Source organism: Halopseudomonas sp. 4NH20-0008 (genome assembly GCF_057548395.1).
This window is the reverse complement of sequence record NZ_BAAJMD010000005.1, coordinates 73,828-92,151: the sequence shown is the minus strand read 5'-3', so window position 1 is coordinate 92,151 and position 18,324 is coordinate 73,828. Positions and strand designations below refer to the sequence as shown.

Annotated in this window: 10 protein-coding genes; 3 read left to right on the top strand and 7 right to left on the bottom strand. The window is 55.7% G+C overall.

All coding sequences use genetic code 11. The features are described 5' to 3' along the window. Positions 1-143 precede the first annotated feature (143 nt). The 5 genes from AC27HQ_RS06830 to AC27HQ_RS06810 form a co-directional block, all read right to left on the bottom strand. Complete coding sequence (locus AC27HQ_RS06830; RefSeq protein ID WP_487155396.1) at positions 144-719, bottom strand: YcxB family protein; 576 nt, start codon at positions 717-719, stop codon at positions 144-146. A gap of 65 nt (positions 720-784) precedes the next feature. Then, the gene (locus tag AC27HQ_RS06825) at positions 785-1,369 is read right to left on the bottom strand and encodes a hypothetical protein (RefSeq protein WP_487155395.1); all 585 of its coding nucleotides are present in this window, start codon (positions 1,367-1,369) and stop codon (positions 785-787) included. Positions 1,370-1,546: 177 nt separating this feature from the next. Next, positions 1,547-2,581 carry a hypothetical protein gene (locus AC27HQ_RS06820; protein ID WP_487155394.1) on the bottom strand — a complete coding sequence of 345 codons (1,035 nt, stop codon included), beginning with the start codon at positions 2,579-2,581 and terminating at the stop codon, positions 1,547-1,549. Between the two features lie 140 nt (positions 2,582-2,721). Beyond that, the gene (locus AC27HQ_RS06815) at positions 2,722-11,832 is read right to left on the bottom strand and encodes a hemagglutinin repeat-containing protein (RefSeq protein ID WP_487155393.1); all 9,111 of its coding nucleotides are present in this window, start codon (positions 11,830-11,832) and stop codon (positions 2,722-2,724) included. Between the two features lie 23 nt (positions 11,833-11,855). Beyond that, a complete protein-coding gene (locus AC27HQ_RS06810) occupies positions 11,856-13,553 on the bottom strand; it encodes a ShlB/FhaC/HecB family hemolysin secretion/activation protein (RefSeq protein ID WP_487155392.1) in 1,698 nt (565 codons plus the stop codon). Positions 13,554-13,992: 439 nt separating this feature from the next. On the opposite strand from AC27HQ_RS06810, the gene AC27HQ_RS06805 reads away from it, so the two are divergent. The 3 genes from AC27HQ_RS06805 (at position 13,993) to AC27HQ_RS06795 (ending at position 16,354) form a co-directional block, all read left to right on the top strand. Beyond that, positions 13,993-14,598, top strand: coding sequence for a TetR/AcrR family transcriptional regulator (locus AC27HQ_RS06805; RefSeq protein WP_487155391.1), 606 nt, complete (start codon positions 13,993-13,995; stop codon positions 14,596-14,598). A 42-nt stretch (positions 14,599-14,640) separates the two neighbouring features. Then, positions 14,641-15,141 carry a DUF4334 domain-containing protein gene (locus AC27HQ_RS06800; protein ID WP_487155390.1) on the top strand — a complete coding sequence of 167 codons (501 nt, stop codon included), beginning with the start codon at positions 14,641-14,643 and terminating at the stop codon, positions 15,139-15,141. A gap of 88 nt (positions 15,142-15,229) precedes the next feature. Continuing rightward, complete coding sequence (locus AC27HQ_RS06795; RefSeq protein WP_487155389.1) at positions 15,230-16,354, top strand: aminotransferase class V-fold PLP-dependent enzyme; 1,125 nt, start codon at positions 15,230-15,232, stop codon at positions 16,352-16,354. A gap of 92 nt (positions 16,355-16,446) precedes the next feature. On the opposite strand, the gene AC27HQ_RS06790 is transcribed toward AC27HQ_RS06795, so the two are convergent. Together AC27HQ_RS06790 and AC27HQ_RS06785 are read right to left on the bottom strand one after the other, a co-directional pair. Continuing rightward, on the bottom strand, positions 16,447-17,172 hold the full coding sequence (locus tag AC27HQ_RS06790) for a VC0807 family protein (RefSeq protein ID WP_487155388.1): 726 nt from the start codon (positions 17,170-17,172) through the stop codon (positions 16,447-16,449). A gap of 93 nt (positions 17,173-17,265) precedes the next feature. After that, positions 17,266-18,240, bottom strand: a complete 975-nt coding sequence (locus tag AC27HQ_RS06785; RefSeq protein ID WP_487155387.1) for a calcium/sodium antiporter — start codon at positions 18,238-18,240, stop codon at positions 17,266-17,268. Between the last annotated feature and the right edge of the window lie 84 nt (positions 18,241-18,324).

Here is an 18,324-nt window from a genome sequence, read left to right as displayed (position 1 = left end):
ATGATGAGAAGTAAAACAAGACTACTGGTAATTTTGCGCCCTTCAAAGACTGCCGGCAAAGGCAAGACCTGACCATAGTCTTGCTTTTAACCTTCGACAAGCGCGTTACAGCAATGACCGCTAACACTTCCACAAGCAAAAAATCAGCGCCAGGTGTCGTCTTCCCCGCTTTTCCATCTGGAGTTGTCCGGTGGCGATCCGGGTGGCACGGGCGTTGGTTTGCGTGGGAAGTCATCTGGTTGGCCCAGATACGTCTTAACTGCACGGTAGAAGCTGTGCAACTCCTCGTCCGTAAAGCATCGCCGCGGCAGGATGTGATATCGCATTCCTTTCAAACCGATTATCAGGCTCCCCCGCGTGAGCCGAATATTCTTAACATTGCTCCAGTTCGTTATGAGCCGCCCGGACTGATTCTCTTCCTCGAGCCCTTCATCTGAAAGTCGAAATCGATGAGGCCCCGTTTGAGCACCAGACCACTTCGCATAGAAAACTGAATATATGGCCCAGAAAACCGCCAGTGCAGGCCAAAACAAAAGTGCATTGGCTACGAACATTACCAGAACATCATGCACGCTCTCGAAAGGTCTAGTGAGTAGCGAATAAGCGGTAGGCAAAGCCCACGTTGCGATAGTGATCACTAACAAAAAGCGCTCACGCAGGGGTAGCATCAAGAGCCAGCCTGCATAATCTCTGCTTTTCAGTTCTACCTGCTGCTCCATAAACTAACCTCCATGTATATGTTCATCTGACCCGATTACCCGACCCCGATTACCCTGAAGCCTATTCAGGGGTTTATAGCGCTTGCTGATACAGGCAATGTTAGGCCGATCAATTGATCAGCAATCTTTTCCGGCACTTTGCTTATGTACAGCTGATCGGTATCAGCATTCGATCTTCGAGTCAGCAGGGAACTCATAAGCTTGGCATCGTGCAACAAGCCGGTGGGGACCAGCCGCTTCTTCGGCTCGACCATGTCATGTTTCCAACCTGATGCCGAGCGGATATGCACGCTATAACCAACATCAGCACTGGCCAAGTAAACCCCTCCAATTGCAAGCCGAGCAATGGCACCAGTGTCCAGAATACGACGGTAGTCAACCTGTACATCAAGCACCAGGTCAGCCGAATCAGCACTCGCAGCTAAACGACCTTGTGCCAGTAAATACCACTCAAAGGCTTGACGCATTTGAGCAGTGACCTCGGACTCGGAAGCGAAATCAGCATGCTCACCCTCTAGCGAAACGGCAAAACTCTCCACCCAAAATGTCTGTCGAGGACGTTGGTCCGTTACGCTGGCACAGCCATGAATCAGAAAAACCAAAAGCACCAATAAAACACTACGGGATTGAATGCAGCCACCAAACTTCATCAGAAACCTCGTTATGTGAACTATCTGCTTTAAAATCTATTAGTTGCAGTCCATACGCCAAACCACTTTTCCTTGAATCTGTTGAGCACTGCGGCATACATCTGCAGCATGTCTAGCTACTTCGAGATTGCCTTAATTGCCTTAAAGCCAGGCATAGCTACCAGAGACCAGCAGCCTCTACTCAATCGCAATCCGCAACCCTGGCGGCATTCCACCCGACCCCAGATGCACATCGATCACCCGGCCCAGCACCGGGTCGTTGCGGATACCAAAACCATAGCGGTCGTTGTATGAAGGCGGCACGCGGTACCAGTCGCCTGCATAGGGACCTGTCGCCCTGAAGGACTCTACCAGCCCCTTACGATCCGCGGTAAAGGTCTGAACCCTGATTTCAGGTCGCACGCCTGGCGCGGGCAGCAACGACATCAGTCGCGCTTCCAGTTCAGCAAACTGCTCCGGGCTCAGCCGGCGCAGCGACTCCTCGCCATCTGCCCGACCAATCAAACGACCGCCAGGTTTAAACAACTCGCCCCAGCCTGCTATTCCGACCGGGTCGGGCACCTCATAGCCACACTCGCGCAAGAAACGCACTGAGCGGCGTCGATCAGGGCTATCGCCCATCCTCAACGCTTTTTTCTCGTCAAAGTTAGTTTTAAGGGTTGTACAGAACTCAGTCTTGTCGCTGGCCCAGAAGGCCAAACGCTCAGCCGGTACAGGGTGGATCTGCAAACTGGCCAGCACCGGCTCGATCATCGCTTTATCAAGGTTCGTTGGGGTGTAGCCCGGCGGTAGATTTTCTGTGGCCTTTATATGGATAGGAAAGCTTGAACCGCTGACAGACTCCCAGCAGGTGTACTCCAGCATCCTGCGCAGAAAAATGCCGTTGTCACCTTCCGAGTAAAAGCGCGCACAACGTCCGCCCGACCAGTCAACCCAGCTGGCTGTTACCAGCCGGGCAATCTCCCTGCGCTCACTCAGGTATTCGCTGTAATCCTCAAAAAATCCCTCGGGGGATAAAAAGTACTCCCTGCGCAGCCCCGCAAAAAATGACATGGCATGGACGCCGCCGACTGACATCTGCCCCTCATTAGCAATAACACCTGGGATTTCCACGCTAAGATGATCCTGCTTAGCGTCATAACCATAATCAGGCCAGTTGCGGCAGGGCGCCTGTTTGAAAAGGAGCGGCAACTCGAAACTGATGCGCTTCATATCAGTAATGCGCTGCTTGGCCTTTTCACACAGAGAATAATGCACATAGCCATTCTGACTGGGCACACCATACTCAACTTGATGCCCACCACAACCTGATAGCCATACCAACACAGGGACAAGCAAAAAGAACCACTTGGTCATTCCAGTCTCCTGGTATTCCCCTGACTATCGATCAAGGTTGGTTTGATGACTATCTCATGGACTTGCGCGTCAACGCTGCCGGGTACTGAAGGTTCGCAGGTTACGCACGCGTAATTACTATGAGGGCTACCTTCACCAAACAGGCTGGTTATGGTGAACAATGCGCCAAGCGTGCGCGCCAGCGGGTCATCCGAATATTGCGCATTGCCGCCTAAATACAGAGGTAAATCCGAAACCGTATCGGTCTTGGGCAATAGGCCGAAAAACACCGTCTCATCTGGACGGTTTACCTGAAACGCTCGCTGGTCTTCATCTTTGAATCCGACGTTCCGAGCATCATTGTGAAATCTAATTGCATCAATTGGCGCTCCAGAGAGCTGGATGGTATTAAGTGAGGCTTCGATGCGCCCATCCTGAGAAAAATCCAAGCCTTTGATAGCTACCCAGGTCAACACAGCACCCTGACTATGCCCATAGATATGCAGCGTATCGGGACCTGCATCCAAGCCGCTCTGAAACAGACTGTTGAGGTTCCTTGCAGTACCCGACAGAACCGCTCCCTGGCTATTTTTATCGAAGACTGTCTCAATTGCGTCGCCAATTAGCCCGTGAGTCGGGTTGTAGGCCAATACAAAACTGAACTCTCCGTTGTTGTGACCTGTTTGCATCAGACCATTTACCACAGCTTCTTCCATGCTATTCATGATTCCGTTGGTAAAAATCTTGTCTACTTCTTCGCTAAAACCTGTGAAATATTCCACTGTCGCGCCGTCCTCAAGCACCGGTTTCCCTTCAACCAGTACCAACTGACCGTCTTCATCTGTCTTGAACGTTCCCGTTACACGCATTGGCCGCAAGTCGCCTGTTACCATTACCGGTAATTGAGTTATCAGCCCGCCATGGTTCGCTACGCCGGGGAAAACGCCTAAAGACAATGTTGCAGTATCCATGGCATCCATGGCATCTACCAAGAGTGCTGGCGCCCAGGCCAGCGCTGCAACCAACTGGTTATGCTCTGCTTCCGATTGTGCCGCAGTTTTTAATATCTCCAGATTGGTGAAAGCCTCGACTGAGTGACGACCATAGTTTTCTGCATTTTCCTGCCACGTTTCCAGCGTCACCCGCGGACTGGCAACGGCTTCCACCGACGATTTGGTCACATAAAGATCCGTGCGTTCTTCCTCATCCTTTGTAATCTCATAGGCTCTGCTGACATCCCTGTTCAGCCCAGCGCTGGAGTCCTCGCCGGTTGCTGCATCGTTGCGTACAAGAACTTCACCTGCACCCACCGTAGCGCGGACGATTTGTTCACGATCCCTTGTATATTCGTGGCCTTCCAGACTCCACCCACTGACACCTTCATCGCCCTTGCCTACCTGGCTTGAGTCCTGCTGGGTACTTCCATTGGAAACGCCATAGGAGCCGCCTATGTTGAGGTAATAAGAATCCTCTTTATCCCGGCCTTGAATGTCATTGAACCCGAGCGTACCGGTATCCAGTTTGAGGTTACCGGTGTCAGAAGCGATCAATGCGCCATCAAGCTGGGTATGGTTTTCCGTACGAATATCCAGTTGATCTGCAGAAGTGATGCTGGTCTGCTGTTGCACCCAGTTTGTCTCACCGCTGGAGCGGCCCGCACCCACTGCACCGCTGACACTTGAACCAGGGCCTATGACTACCGTGGCACTAAGATCGAACTCTTCACCGCTTACACTACCAGTGTCAACTACGGAGCTGACCAGCAAATCGCGACCAACACGGCCTGTCACATTCTCACCGCGAAGTTGCGCACCAGCTATGACGGTATCACGGCCGCTGCTGAAATTGAGTTGGTTTCCGGCATACAGGTAAGCCTCCTGATGCTGGACACTTTCTCTTTGCTGGTTACCCACACCAACGTTTACATTGAAGTAGACGCCAACACCCTCGGAACCCAGCGCCAAACCAACACCGCCACCCGCGCTCCGTCTATCACTGTCGCTGCTGCTCGATGTCTGTGATGCACGAATCTCGATGTCATTACCGACCTTCAAATCAATGTTATTGCCTGCCTGGGCTTGGGTGCTGATCAGGCTCAGATTATTGCTTGCTTCCAGGTTGATGTTGCGCCCCGCGTTCAAATGCGTTGCTGAAATCGTGCCCTCTGTACCTTCTCCATCGGAAACCCCTCGATTACCACCGATGCCTGCTTTAATACCTCCACTGGTGCCGCCATGAACGCCAGCCCAGCTCTGGCTCTGCTGATATCTATCGCTATAACTGCCCTGGGCTGTGCCCAGAGTTACATCTTGGCCTTTAAGGCTGATATCACGACCGGCGTCAAGATAGGCACCATTCACACTTAGATCATTGTTAGCCGTTAAGGTGAGATTATTCCCTGCGCCCAACGTGGATGAGCGATTTGTCTCAGCCGTATACTGCTGAGAAAAGCTTTCACTGGAGCTGCCCAATCGAACATCAGATGAGGGGCCTGCGAAGAACTGACTTGTACTATCTACGGCCCTTAAGATGCTTGACCCTTGGCTTACACTGTTATCGCCGCTCCCCGCGTTGCCGAGCGCATCCTTGGTTTGACCGAAGTTATGATTCACACTTACCCCGAGTCCCTGCCGTGACTCAGAATGATGCTGTTCCTGTGACTGAGTCTCTTGAGCAGCATCAATCTTGATATTGCGCCCCGCTTGCAGGTTCACGTCATTTGATCCAAACAGGTCTGAACCAACCTGATTGATATCCCGCCCCGCATCAATCATCACATCCTGGCCAGCAATTACCTCACTGCCGGCAGCCGTGCTGGTGGTTTGCAGCAAGCGGGCCTGCTCTGACTCCTTACCAATAAAAACGCTGACCGAATTATCGTCACTTGCAAAGCTCAAGCCCACCTGGCTTTTCTCTTCCCAGGCGCGGTCACCATGTTGATTGCCGGCCGCAAGGATATTCACGTCGCGGCCCGCATCCAAAGAGACATTGCGCCCTGCGGCGATACGACTCCCCTCAAGATTGATGTTGCGCTCTGCAACCAGCAAGGCATCTTGCTCAGCCAGCACCTGACTACCTACCGCGGTACTGCTTATGGCTTCATCGCCTGCCTTGCGTGCGGATGAAACCGAGATACCGTTGCCCGTACCGGAAATGCTTACCTTGCTGCGATAGGACTCACGAAGGCTGTAGGCCTGATCTTGAGCGGATACCAGATTGATGTCGCCGGACTCAGTAATCAGACCAGCTCGAATCTCCGTGTCGTTACCTGCAACCAGGTTACTGGCTCGAAGGCGCACGTCGTTGCCAGAGAGTAATAACACATCATTCTCAGCCTGCAGTTCGCTGGCAATCTGGGTTGCCTGTGTTCGCAGCTCGCTTCTGCCACTTTTGGACAAACCGAGGAAACCAGAATCGCTTTTCTCGGAATAACTGCCATGCTCCTCGACACCTGACAATACGGTGACATTGTTCAGTGCACCAATAGCCAGATCTTGGCCTGCTGTCAGTTGACTACCGATGATAGTGACGTTTTCCCCACCCTCGAGGATGACCGCCCCCTGCTCCCCAAGGCTGCTATTAATCAGCAGATTGCCACCGGCCTCGACCTGGGTTGCGACGTTAGTGCTGGTATAGCTTTCAGATTGACGGGCAGAGCTGCGGCCGAAGGACTTCTTTTCCTGCTTCATGTAGTAAGACGACTGCTCGTCCAATCCGGACAACAGGTTGACGTCACCGTCAGCATAGAGACCGATATCACCTGCAGCCTGAACGCGGCTGGCTACCAGTGTCATGTCCTGCCCCGAGGCCACAACAACATCCCCCCCCGCCAACACCTCAGCACCCTGCTGCTCAACCAGGCTGTTCTCACGGGTGACCTTCTTGTCACTCCGGCGGTAGCGATAAACGTTATGCTGCTCGTTGGCTGCACTGAGCAGCGTGACATCGCCGCCAGCATTCAAGCTGGCGTCGCCGCCGACCTCGATGCGGCTGGCAACCACGGCCAGATCGTTGCCGGCGCTGGCTTGCAAGTCGCCGCCAATGCTGACCTCGCTACCATGCTGAGTCACTGTGGTGTAGTCGTGAAAGTGCCTGCGGTCCTTGCGCATCAGGTTACTGCTTTCTTCAACTGCGCTGATCACCAGGTCGTTGCCGGCACTGAGGTTGGCATCCCCGCCAGCCTGCAGGGCGCCACCGATATTAAGCAGGTCGCGGCCAGCCTGGAGATTGAGCTGGTTACCCGCTTCAATGCGTGCGGCGCTATCCACCAGGGTGTCGCTCTGGCGCCAGCCTTTGCCTTCAAGCTGATATTGCAGCGCCGTACGCTCGTTGATGATGTCACCGCTGATGGCAGTCAGTGACACGTCCTGGCCATTGATGATTCCTCCCTGGCTGTTACGAATGCTATCCATCGCTACCAGCTGAATGCGTTCATTGGCCTGCATCAGTCCGCTGTTACTGATATTGCCCGCCATCACATCCAGATTGCTGGTACCGCGCAACGTACCCTGGTTGCGCAATTCACCGCCGCCAATCAGGGTCAGATTCTGAGCCTGGATCAACGCCCCGTTGGGAGCCAAGCGGCCCTCGGCCTGGGCCAGATAGAGGACGGGCACCAGGACCTTCTCGCCCATGACTTCATGTTCTTCCAGCCAGACTATGTCATGCGTCAGCGCCGCTACTTGCTCAGCGGTCAGCGATACGCCAACGCTGAGATCAAGGGCGTCCTTGCTGGCCAGTGCGTTATCCATCAGATAGGTGAACATGGCTTCGTCGCTGGTCAGACCAGCGAGGAAACGTTGGCCGGTTCTGGCAATCACCGCGTCACGTACCAGGCGCTGCTCGTACAGCCCGTCGCCCAGGCGCTTCTGGACGTTGTCCAGATCGTAATCGAGCTGACTCAGCAGGTAATCCGAACCCATAAACTGTTTGAGGTCAGTCAGGGCTGGGTTGGTCTCAATCAGGTAAAGATGGCCTCCTGCAACCGGGCCATTAATCTGCTGGCTCTGGGCCTGATCGAGATCGGACGGAATATCCGCGTTGCCGGCGTCAACATTGAGCCTGAAAAGCCCGTTCTCATCGGTCGGCAAACTGAAGCCGGGCAGGGTCAAGGGGTTGACCGCCTGTTGCGCCAGATCAGGCGGCAACTGCGGCTCAAGGCTGAATATCAGGGGCTGGGTAGCGGATGCCCCGGCACCGGACTCAATGCCAATATCGCCACCCACGTAGACGGGCGTGATCTGAACCACGTCATTGTTGATAGTGCCTGCTACCTGAATCAGCGCTTTGCCCGCCGATTGGATCATAGCGGGGGCGGCCTGGCCGTTTGAGGTTATGGTTGAAATATCGCTGATGAAACTGAAACGACTCAGCGCATCAACAGGTACGTCCTTGGGTAGTTCGGCCGCGTTATAGGGGAATATGTAATTGAATCGAAACCGCTCATCGGTGCCGTTGGTTACCCGTCCTGTATTCCAGGTGCGCACACGAGACACATCGGCATGATCAGCACCCAGATTGTCCAAACTGTCCGCATTGATGGTCAGGTCACCGGCACTGGCAATCGTGCTGTATTGGTTAGCCAGTAGTCCGGCTTGCAGATCCATATGACCGCCGCTGAGCAGCCTTGCGGATGCGGAATCCTCCACTACCTGAGTGGTAAAGACTTCAGTGGCAATGTAATCAACGTTGTGATGATCGCCACTGCAGTCATAGCAGCGCACGGTAATCTGGCCTGACTGCTGCTCCAGCTCCTGGCTGAACACATCCTTACGATTGATCAGGGCCAGACTGCGAATGGCCAGATCACCGATGACCTCCAGCGTGGCCGAGATATTCTCGACCAGGGTGCTGGCTGACTGCGGCTGTGCTCCTTGAATATCCAGGCTACCCAGACTGTAGATTGTGGCATAGCGGTTGCGCAGGCTGTCTACATTAAGCTGCATGTCGCCACCACTGAGCAGCAGGCCGTGTTCGTTGAGCAGCTGACCCGCTTGAATCTGCATGCCCTCGGCGGCGCTCAAGGTACCGTGGTTGGCCAAGGTGGTTGCCTGCAGATCAAGATTCTGGCTAACGCTGATAACACCGTGGTTGGTCAGGCTGCTATCCAGCAGCAACTGGCTGTGACCACCGGAGCGGATTGAGCCTGGGGCGTCCAAGGTTAAACTGTTGGCCTGCAGATCCAGTGTGCCCTGGCTGCTCAGGCGGCCATGACCAGTGTAGTCACCGCTCAGGTTAATCGAGATGTAGTTATCGCTGGCAATCAAGCCATCGATTGACCAGTCATTACCAGTACCGCTGAACAATTCGGTCGCCAGCAGTTGACCGCTGGATGTCTGGGTAAACTGACCAACATCGAGTATCAGCCGGGCAGCCTGCAGAATGCCTTCCTGTATCCAGCTGTCGGCGGTGACCTGCAACTCGCCTTGGGTGATCAAGGTGCCCGCAGCGCCAGTTACATGCTGGCTGTCGAGGTCGAAGCGGCCCGTGCCAGTATGCCGAATCATGCCATCGGCATTATCCAGAGCAGAGAGATCAAGCCGGAAATCCGTGTTGCCAACTTCAATCAGGCCATCGCGATTATCCAAAAAGCCCAGCGATCTGATCAGGCTCGCACCGCTGGCAGCCAGTGCACGCAGGCTGCCCGACTGGTTGTCAAAACTGGCGGCCTGCAGTTGTAGCTGGTTCGCCTCAATCAGCCCTTCACGGTTGTCTACATGGCCTGCGGCCTCGAGATGCAGCTCATCAGCCGCGATATTTCCAGCCCGGTTATTCAGGTTCTGAACGTCAAGCTGCAGTTGATCCGCAGCGAATATTCCGCCCTGTTGGTTGCTCAGACTACCCGTTTGCAGTTGCAGATTGCCGGCGGTGGCCGACAGGTGACCGGCATCGTTATTGATCTCACCAGCCTCAAGCTCAATCTGCCCCGCCTGAAAAAGTCCTTCACGGTTATCAAAGAGTTCGCTCAGCGCAGCACTGATGGTGCCGGCCAAACTACTGATAATGCCCGTGCGGTTATGCAAGCCGTCAGCCTGAATCGCCATGTTGCCCTGCGCGGCAATGATCCGGCCTTCGGCATTGTCGATCTGACCTGCAGTAATGGTCAGGTTTTCCCGGCTCTGGACTGTGCCTTCGGCGTTATCCAGCGTCAGTGCCTGCAGGTTGACGCTGCCGTTCTGGCTAAAGATAAGCCCATCGGCGCGATTGCTCAGTTGGCCGGTCAGCGCCAGCTGCAGCCCTGCATTGGAGGCCAGGGTCCCGCCATCAGCATTGTTCAGGTCTACCGCAAACACACTCAGCGTCTGCTCACTGGCCAGATAGCCCCCGCGGTTGTCCAGCACGCGGCTATTGATTGTCACCGGCCCTTCAGCAATCAGCTCACCGTTCTGATTCAGCAGTTGATCACCGAGTGCCAGGGTGAGGCTGCCATTGGCGGTCAGTTGGCCACTGTTGTTGTTCAGCGTTTCAGCTTGAATATGTTGGTTTCCCGCGCTGACCAGAGCACCTTGCTGGCTGTTGTCGAGGGTTTCAGTGACCTGCACATCCAGGTCTGCAAAGCGGCTGGAAAGAATCCCGCCCTGTTGATTGTTGAATTGCTCGGTACTCAGGGTTACGCCCTGCCAGCCAGACAACAGGCCGCTGCCGCTGTTATCAACCTGGTTCGCGCTGATGCTCAGTTCCGCTTCGCTGATGATGCGCCCGGCCTGGTTATCCAATTGCTGCGCTTGAATATTTCCCTGCTGGCGGCTGGCAATCAGACCATCATTGCTGTTGTCCAGAAGCTCTGCTGAGAGGCTCAGCGTGCTACCGGCTATAACACTGCCTTGCTGGTTGATCAGTTGCTCGGCGGCAATGCTGGTTGCACCACGGCTCTGCAGAACACCTGCGGTGTTATCCAGGTTGGCTACATCCAGATTGACCTGCTCGGCAACCAGGATGCCGTCCTGATTAGCAAGCTGCCCACCCTCAATGTTGATGGCACGGCCCGCCAGCAAAACACCCTGGTTATCGACCTGCCCAGCTTGAAGCTGTAGGTCAGCTGTGCTGTTACGGCTGTTGTCCAGATTGACCCCAGCCTCAATCACACCCTGATTGACCAATTGCTGGGCTTGCAGGTTGATATGCCCTGCGGCTGCCAGACTTTGCTGGACGTCAAGTTGTCCCTGGGCCTGCAAGGAGGCAGCAACGCCTGCATACAGATCCTCAGTCAGCTCTATGTCAATGGCACTGACCTGCATATTGTCTCGAGCCGCGGTGCGGCCCAGGGTCAGTTTGCCACTGGCATCAATCTGGATATCACTTCCACTGGCGGCCATATCACCAGCCAGATGCACACCCACGCCCTGCTCGGTGCCGACCAGCTGGATAGCCCCGGCGTACATGCCGCCCAGTGCCGAGCTGTCGATTGCCAGCAGCGGCTTGTTGCCATCATCTGCTTTGGCAGTGGCCTCCAGCGTTTGAGCGTCAACCAAGTTGCGACCGGCAATGATATTCAGTTGATTGGCGTGCAGCTCGGCATTGATTTCCGCGCTGCGGGTAATCAGATCAAACTGAGCAATATTGGTCGCATTCAGCCCCTGACCCTGAATTTGAATCGTGCCTTGATCGACATCGTAGTGCGTCAACTCACCCTGTTCGATCACCGGCTTGCCGGTGCTCAAGGTGACGCGCGGGGTGTTGATGAACCCACAACCGTCACAGCTGATGCCATGGGGGTTGGCCACGATCACACCGGCTGACTGTCCGGCCACCTCGGTATAACCTTGCAATTGACTGGGATTGGAGCCGGTAACCTCATTGAGAATCAGGCCCGCAGCGCCATTATTGAGGTTGGCGTTGCCAAGGATGATCCCGCCCAGTTGCGTCGCCTGGGTTGCCTGTGTGGCGTTGTTCAGGATCAAACCCTGCTGACCCACGTTGTATTCATTGAAGCGGTTGTGTGACAACCCCTTGCTGTTGGGCGTGGCAATATTGACCACAGGCACACCATTCCCAGCCTGGCTCAGGTTAGCATTCCCCCCGGCTGCATCCAGTGCCAGATCGGCACCCAGACTGACAACCGGATTGACGAAAAGAATGGCGGCCATGACGGCAGCAATGTTCTTGAACAAGGGGTTACGCATATCCATGGTCTTCATCCCTGATTGTGCCATCAGAAAAACACATCGAATCGAAAGTAGATTGGGTTCTCGTCACGCTCCAGCGCCTGTGGGCGCGACAAGGCGTGTGCAAAGGTAAGACTCGCGGCCAGATGTTTGCCGCGCAGCGAAAGTTCCAGCGCATTGCCCGTCATGCGCCCTGACTGACCCGAATTGAACCGGGTTGAACGGATATGGCCCAGATCGTAGCCCAGCCCCATGGCGAACTCGCTGAACAACGGCGCCACGAAAGTCTGGTTCAGGGGCTGCCGCCAGCGCAGATTTGAACGCCAGTAAAATCCGCTGTCACCGGCCAGGGACTGATCCTTGAAACCGCGTACCGATGCCAACCCGCCAATACTGATGCGCTGCGGGCCAAAGAGCACATCATCACTGTGCTGCGCGAACAGCAGACTATCGACGCTGAGGGCTTGCCCGGCAAACTGAAAAGGGTGCAGGTAGCTGGTCGTGAAGCTGTACTTGTTGTAACGCGCTACTGGCTGACTGGCGGTAGGGCTGCCGTTACTCTGGGCGTCGAACAGGCCAACTCCACGTTGCCAGCTAGCATCCAGGTTGAGGAATGCATTACCCACACGGCGACCATGATTGAGACCCAGCTGCGCCTCACTGAGGCGGTGGCTGGAAGCTGACAAAAGACTGTTTTCGATATAGTTACGGGTGCGCAAATGCGCCAGACCCAGACTGAGGCCGGTTCTGCTCAGGGTATCGCGATGCAATACACGCTCGGCATTAAGCTGGTGGCGTTTGCTTTCGCCGTCGCTGCTGAAGCTCAAGCCCGCCGTCTCATTGCGGGTGCGGTAGTAACTCTGACTGTAGCTGTAACCAAAGGTCCACCAGCCATAGGGCAGACCATAGAACAGGCTCTGGCTGGCCGAATGGCGCCAGTGATCACTGACCGCATCCGCACCGCCGCGCAGACGCAACTGATCGCCCAGACCCAAGGGACTGTCCCACACCAGCGACGCATCCCATTGCTGCTCACCGGTGCTGGGCTGACCATCATTGTGGCGACTGAGGCCAACTTGCCATGGCTTGCTGCGCTGACCTTGCAGGCGCACACGGCTTGCACCCACCTCAGCGCCTGGCAACAGTTCCAGTTGCACCTGACGGGACGGTAAGCGGCCAAGTTGATCAACCAACTGCTCCAGCTCGCGCAGATTCAGCGGTTCGCCAAGACGCCCCGGGAAGGCCATCGCCAGTTCGCGATCACTGGCCAGCTCAGAGCTTTCAAGCGTCTCAAGCACACCTTCAATAACGGTGATATCAAGTACTGTGTCGCTCAAATCCTGCTCAGGCAGATAGGCTCTGGCAGTGACATGGCCAAGGTCGAGGTAATGATGGGTGATGACCTGTAGTACTTCGTTGAGCTGGGCAGGCCCCAGGCAGCGGCCGAGGTATCCTTGAAGTAGTTGCTGCTGAGTTGCCACAGACAGCATGCTGGCGCCCGTCAGGCGAATTTCATTGATCTGAAAACACAAGGGCGTGGGCTGCGGAGCCTCGGGAGAGGGTGCCGGGCGCTCACCGGGCAAGTTCTGCAGAGCCTCAAGGCGACGGCGCTGGTCCTCAAGCAAGCGCTCCTGATTGTCCTGAATCAGGTTTCGGTCGGTGGGTAGGGACTGCGCTACGACAGGCCCGACTACACCCAGCAACAATGTAGCGCTCAGCATCAGGTAAATTCGGTGCATCGACATCCATCCCTGGTCGGCATTCAAACAGAGACGGCATTATCCTTATGCACTGAGCCATCACAATGCCATTAGTCTAGTTTTGACTAGTACGTCACAAAGATAAGCCGCGCCATTCTCGCTATAAAAGAATGGCTTTATGAAGCAAGCAGATGACCCAGAAAATTAGCCGCCCTTATCCCTTACTCCATGAACCGAGTGCAAACTCCCTTTGCAACGTTGCAGCGATTTCCACCAGAAAGCCTGCTGCCTGGCCAAACCTTACCCGAAAGTGCTTGGCAGAAGCCCGGATAAAGCGTAGCCTGAAAAAAGAATGAACATTCATTCTACTGAGCATTCTGAGCGGCAGCTCGATAAGAGCACCCATCTTATCGCGGTATTCCGTCTCAGTACGCGTCCGCAACACATGGCTGTACAGCAGAGCAAGAGTGGCTAGAATAGGCGAATGAACACTCATTCAATCACTGCAAAAAAAGATCGCCCACGCATCAAGGACAAGCGCAGCGCCATACTGGCCGCTGCACTCAAAGTCTTTGCTGAGGGCGGTGTCAATGGCGTCCCCATGCCGGTTCTGGCCAATCAGGCTGGTGTCGGTACCGGGACCATCTATCGGTATTTCGAAAGCAAGGAGGTACTGGTCAACGAGCTGTTCCGCGAGGAAAAGCTCGCCCTGAACCAGCGGCTCTATGCGGGTCTGGACACCAGTCAGTCGCCCCGTGAACTGTTTAACCAGGTATGGGAGCGCATGGTCTGCTTTGTCCGCGAGTGCCCTGATGCCTACCGTTTCATGGAGCTTCAGGACCACCGACCCTACCTCGATGAAGAAAGCCGGAACCTGGAGCGAAAGCTGCTTTCACCGATTCTGGCGCAATACCGACACTTGCAGAGTAAAGCTGTTTTCCGCCGCGACTTGCGTCCCGAAATTCTCATGACACTGGTCTGGGGAAACCTTGTCAGCCTTATCAAGGCTGAACGCAATGGCTTCCTCGAACTGAGCCAGCGTGACATTGAAGAAGCTCGGGATGCCTGCTGGAGCCTGTGTACCGGCTAAGACCCCTACACAAACGTAAATCCAACAGTGGAAATGTCGCCTATGAAAACCCCAATCAAAACCCTGACTGCCCTGGGCCTGAGTGCCGCACTGAGTGCTGGCGTCAGCGCTGGCGAGCTAGAGGATCGTTGGCTGGCCATGATCGCCAGCGGTGAAGCCTATCCGCCAGAAACCCTGCTGCCCTTGTTTGAACAGCTGGAACCGGTCAGCACCGAGTTCATGCTCGGCACGTGGAAAGGGGGCAAGTTTGACGGTGGGCTCGAGCCGGATCCAATCAACTGGTACGGCAAGCGCTTCAACTCCCTGACCGATGTTGAGCCGTTGCTGGTGCTGGATGACAACGGCCAGGTGCAAACCTTCGACAAACTCGGTGGCGCGCAAATGCGTGAAATCAGTTGGGCCGGTGTCCCCTCGGCCGCACTGATCTATGACAGCCAACCGATCATGGATTATTTTCGCAAGGTCAATGACAATCTGGTCATCGGCCTGGGTGACATCAAGGGCAAGCCCACCGATTTCTTCTTTTACCTGAGCCGTGAATAAGCGCAAAAATCAGGTAGGATAGGGCCTCAACCTCGCCAGCGGCACACCAGCAGCTGGCGAGTTTCGTTTTATTGAAGGAGATCAGCCCGTGTCCAGCCTGCATCCCGCCATCGACCCGGATGGCCTGCTCGAATACTCGGTGGTGTTTACCGACCGCTCCGTGAACCACATGTCCGGCATCTTTCAACAGGTCATGCGCGATATTTCCGGCACCTTGAAGGATGTCTATCAAGCTTCTGCGGTAGCCGTTGTACCGGGTGGTGGCACCTATGGCATGGAGGCTGTGGCCAGACAATTCGCTCAGGATCAGCAGGTGCTGGTCATCCGCAACGGCTGGTTCAGTTATCGCTGGACACAGATCTTCGAGATGGGCCGCCTGCCCAGTGCAGAAACCGTCCTCAAGGCACGCCAGACCGGCAGCTCCGCGCAATCGCCGTTCACCCCGCCGCCCATTGATGAGGTGGTCGCCGAGATTCGCCGCAGCAAGCCGTCTCTGGTGTTCGCGCCCCACGTGGAGACCTCCGCTGGCATCATGCTGCCGGACCACTATCTGCGCGCCGTAGCCGACGCCGTTCACGAGGTAGGTGGCCTCTTTGTGCTGGACTGCATCGCCTCAGGTACGGTCTGGGTCGACATGCAGGCCTGCGGCATCGACCTGCTGATCAGCGCCCCGCAGAAGGGCTGGAGCGCCTCACCCTGCAGCGCGCTGGTGATGTTCAGCGACCGGGCGCTGGAACGTCTGGCGCAGACCAGCAGCAACAGCTTTGCCTGCGATTTGAAGAAATGGCTGCAGATCATGCAGGCCTACGAGAATGGCGGCCATGCCTACCATGCCACCATGCCCACGGATGCACTGATGCAGTTCCGTGACACCATGCTGGAAACCCGCGACTACGGCTTCGACAAGGTCAAGCAGGAGCAACTGGCGCTGGGCAGTGCGGTGCGGAGTCTGCTCAAGGAGAAAGGCTTTGCCAGCGTCGCCGCTGAAGGTTTCGAGGCGCCTGGCGTGGTCGTCAGCTACACCACGGACGACAGCATTCAGAACGGCAAGGCCTTCGGCGCCCTGGGCCTGCAAACGGCTGCTGGCGTCCCGCTGATGTGTGACGAGCCGGCCAGCTTCAAGACCTTCCGCATCGGCCTGTTCGGCCTCGACAAGCTGCACAATATCGAGCGAACGGTGGGGAGTCTGCGCAAGGCGTTGGACGCGCTGTGAAACAGCTGCAAGCTTCAAGCGGCAAGCCACAAGTAAAACCTTAAAGCGAAATACCTTGGTTTGCTTGTAGCTTGCGGCTTGCGGCTTGCGGCTTAAGGCTGCTTTTCCGCTGCCTGCACCGCGACTATCTCCTCCATCTTCAACCCGGTCAGACCATGGATGGTGCGCCAGAGGTAGAAGAGGATCAGCATCATCATGATCATCGAGGGGATGGCAATCATCGGGTAGCTGACCAGGGTCATGCGCCCCAATTCTTCGTTGAAGGCCTGGGTGCCGGATGGACTGACGACAATCCATTTGGCCAGGATAAAGTTCATGACCGACGAAAAGAAAAAGGTCCCGGCCAGAAAGTAGGTGGCCTTGAGCAGCCGCAGGTCAAAGATCCCCAGCAATCCGCGCTCGGCCAAACGCTCATGGATCAGGTCGACATTCAGCACCTTCTTGTTGTACAGCAGGGTACGGATCAACGGATAGCGGGTCCGTGTCGAGATCAATACAGCCAAACCAATGACGCCCGGTACGGCCGCCTCCTTGACCGCCAGCCACTGCGGGTCAAGCTTCAGCAAACCTATGCCGCCGGTCAGGAACACACTGACCACACCCAGCAAGGCAATGAAATTGAATTTGCGATAACGACCCAGCTCGAACAGACCCCAGCCCAGTGGAAAGGCCAGTGCCACGACCAGCGCCAACGTGGCACCAAGATGCTGTTCGCCACTGAACTTCATCAGAATGACGGAGGGGATCAGAATACTGACCAGCATATCCACCATCGGGCGAGGTTTGTGTTGCGGGTACGAAGAAGCGGCGTCAGTCATGGTCAGGTGTATTGCTCTTGAAGTAAGTCGTCATGATACACGTCGAGGGCCCCGCTGCTCCAATCAGAACTGCAGGACATCCTCGTTGAGTACTCATGCCGACATGATTGTCCAGGCCAGATAACTGGTGTAACTGACGTAAACACCGAGCAAAGCCCCGCCCTCAAGCCTGTTGATCCGACCCTGATGCTTGCCGTAGCTCAAGCCCATCAACAGCATGGCCAGCGTCAGAACGAACATCAGCAGCCAATCACGGTACAGCACCACGCTGTCAACGGACAACGGCATGATGCCTGCGGCTATACCGACCACCGCCAGGGTATTGAACAACCCGGAGCCGATCACGTTACCCAGGGCCAGGTCATGCTCATTCTTGCGTATAGCCGCCAGTGCAGAGGCCAGCTCCGGGAGCGAGGTCCCCACCGCCACCACGGTCAAGCCAATGACCAGATCACTGACCCCCAGGCTCTGGGCAATATACACCGCCCCCCAGACCAGAACCCGCGAACTGACGACCAACAGAATCAGCCCGAGAACCAACCAGAACAGCGCCTTGCCAAGCGGCATGGCTTTATCCTTCAGATCAGCGGCCAGGTTGTCACCCATGGCATCGCCGCGCCCGCGCATGCCCTCGACAATAGACCAGCCCATCAACAGGAAAAACGCACCCAGCAAAACCCAGGCGTCGTTCCGACTCAGCTCACCATCAATCAACTGGTAACCTGCCAACAGGGTAATTGCCAGAAGAATGGGCAATTCCTTGCGTACCACCTGCGAATGCACATTGATCGGGCTGATGATCGCCACCAGACCGATAATCAGTGCGATGTTGGTGATGTTGGAGCCGTAGGCGTTACCCAGGGCAAGACCCGGATTGCCCTGGGACGCAGCCAGAGCGGATACCACCATTTCCGGCGCCGAGGTACCAAAGCCGATGATCAGCATGCCAATCAGCAGGGGCGGCATACCGGCGTGGGTCGCCGTGGCCGATGCGCCATCAACAAACTTGTCAGCACTCCAGACCAATAAAATCAAACCACCAATCACCGCAGCCAACGCGAGTAGCATTTTGTCCGTTCCTTTGTTGAGGGGTGTCTATTATGAAGTATGGAGCCTGAATACAACCACAGCCATCAAGTAAATGTGCAGTTT

What these genes read in the sequence shown, in the direction of transcription:
- AC27HQ_RS06825 (WP_487155395.1), bottom strand. Translation starts at nt 1,369, where the DNA reads ATGAAGTTTGGTGGCTGCATTCAATCCCGTAGTGTTTTATTGGTGCTT.
- AC27HQ_RS06810 (WP_487155392.1), bottom strand. Translation starts at nt 13,553, where the DNA reads ATGTCGATGCACCGAATTTACCTGATGCTGAGCGCTACATTGTTGCTG.
- AC27HQ_RS06815 (WP_487155393.1), bottom strand. Translation starts at nt 11,832, where the DNA reads ATGGATATGCGTAACCCCTTGTTCAAGAACATTGCTGCCGTCATGGCC.
- AC27HQ_RS06800 (WP_487155390.1), top strand. Translation starts at nt 14,641, where the DNA reads ATGAAAACCCCAATCAAAACCCTGACTGCCCTGGGCCTGAGTGCCGCA.
- AC27HQ_RS06790 (WP_487155388.1), bottom strand. Translation starts at nt 17,172, where the DNA reads ATGACTGACGCCGCTTCTTCGTACCCGCAACACAAACCTCGCCCGATG.
- AC27HQ_RS06805 (WP_487155391.1), top strand. Translation starts at nt 13,993, where the DNA reads ATGAACACTCATTCAATCACTGCAAAAAAAGATCGCCCACGCATCAAG.
- AC27HQ_RS06820 (WP_487155394.1), bottom strand. Translation starts at nt 2,581, where the DNA reads ATGAAGCGCATCAGTTTCGAGTTGCCGCTCCTTTTCAAACAGGCGCCC.
- AC27HQ_RS06830 (WP_487155396.1), bottom strand. Translation starts at nt 719, where the DNA reads ATGGAGCAGCAGGTAGAACTGAAAAGCAGAGATTATGCAGGCTGGCTC.
- AC27HQ_RS06785 (WP_487155387.1), bottom strand. Translation starts at nt 18,240, where the DNA reads ATGCTACTCGCGTTGGCTGCGGTGATTGGTGGTTTGATTTTATTGGTC.